Here is a 1,846-nt window from a genome sequence, read left to right as displayed (position 1 = left end):
ACGTTGACATTGTTCGAAAGGCGCGTAATATACGCCGCCTAGCCGAAAGGCACGCTCTTTAACAATTTAATCAAACAATCTGTGTGAGCACTTATTGTTGATGTGATTTCAAAAAAATCAAAGTCCTACTTGTTAGGCAACATCAATAGAAGTGACACACGAATTAATTCATTAATTCAGAATAACAAATCGTTAAATACTTATATTTATATCAGTAATTGGCAATTAGTTTTAGTCAGTAATATTGAGTCGCACTTTTAGTGCAAATTAAACTTTAAATTGAAGAGTTTGATCATGGCTCAGATTGAACGCTGGCGGCAGGCTTAACACATGCAAGTCGAACGGTAACAGAGAATAGCTTGCTATTTTGCTGACGAGTGGCGGACGGGTGAGTAATGCTTGGGAATTTACCGTAACGTGGGGGACAACAGTTGGAAACGACTGCTAATACCGCATAATGTCTTCGGACCAAAGGTGGCCTCTATTTATAAGCTATCGCGTTATGATGAGCCCAAGTGGGATTAGCTAGTTGGTAAGGTAATGGCTTACCAAGGCGACGATCCCTAGCTGGTCTTAGAGGATGACCAGCCACACTGGAACTGAGACACGGTCCAGACTCCTACGGGAGGCAGCAGTGGGGAATATTGCACAATGGGCGCAAGCCTGATGCAGCCATGCCGCGTGTGTGAAGAAGGCTTTCGGGTTGTAAAGCACTTTCAGCGAGGAGGAAAGGGTGTTGGTTAATATCCAACATCTGTGACGTTACTCGCAGAAGAAGCACCGGCTAACTCCGTGCCAGCAGCCGCGGTAATACGGAGGGTGCGAGCGTTAATCGGAATTACTGGGCGTAAAGCGCGCGTAGGCGGTTAATTAAGTCAGATGTGAAATCCCAGGGCTCAACCTTGGAACTGCATTTGAAACTGGTTAACTAGAGTTTTGTAGAGGGTGGTAGAATTTCAGGTGTAGCGGTGAAATGCGTAGAGATCTGAAGGAATACCAGTGGCGAAGGCGGCCACCTGGACAAAGACTGACGCTGAGGCGCGAAGGCGTGGGGAGCAAACGGGATTAGATACCCCGGTAGTCCACGCAGTAAACGATGTCTATTAGAATTTTGTGGCTATATGCTGTGGGATTCAAAGCTAACGCATTAAATAGACCGCCTGGGGAGTACGGCCGCAAGGTTAAAACTCAAATGAATTGACGGGGGCCCGCACAAGCGGTGGAGCATGTGGTTTAATTCGATGCAACGCGAAGAACCTTACCATCCCTTGACATCCAGAGAATCACCAAGAGATTGATGAGTGCCTTCGGGAACTCTGAGACAGGTGCTGCATGGCTGTCGTCAGCTCGTGTTGTGAAATGTTGGGTTAAGTCCCGCAACGAGCGCAACCCTTATCCTTATTTGCCAGCGGGTTATGCCGGGAACTCTAGGGACACTGCCGGTGATAAACCGGAGGAAGGTGGGGACGACGTCAAGTCATCATGGCCCTTACGGGATGGGCTACACACGTGCTACAATGGCAAATACAAAGGGCAGCTAACCAGCGATGGTATGCGAATCTCCTAAAGTTTGTCGTAGTCCGGATCGGAGTCTGCAACTCGACTCCGTGAAGTTGGAATCGCTAGTAATCGTGGATCAGAATGCCACGGTGAATACGTTCCCGGGCCTTGTACACACCGCCCGTCACACCATGGGAGTGGGCTGCACCAGAAGTCATTAGCTTAACCTTTCGGGGATGGCGATGACCACGGTGTGGTTCATGACTGGGGTGAAGTCGTAACAAGGTAGCCCTAGGGGAACCTGGGGCTGGATCACCTCCTTACGTAAAGAAACACATCCTTTGTA

At 48.6% G+C, this 1,846-nt stretch carries 1 rRNA gene; it reads left to right on the top strand.

The window, feature by feature from the left end:
* The first annotated feature begins 276 nt into the window (after positions 1-276).
* Positions 277-1,823 (top strand): 16S ribosomal RNA (locus E2R68_RS13700).
* Positions 1,824-1,846: the final 23 nt, after the last annotated feature.

This window comes from Psychromonas algarum (assembly GCF_004376845.1).
Lineage (GTDB): Bacteria > Pseudomonadota > Gammaproteobacteria > Enterobacterales > Psychromonadaceae > Psychromonas.
This window is presented reverse-complemented; position numbering and strand designations above follow the sequence as displayed.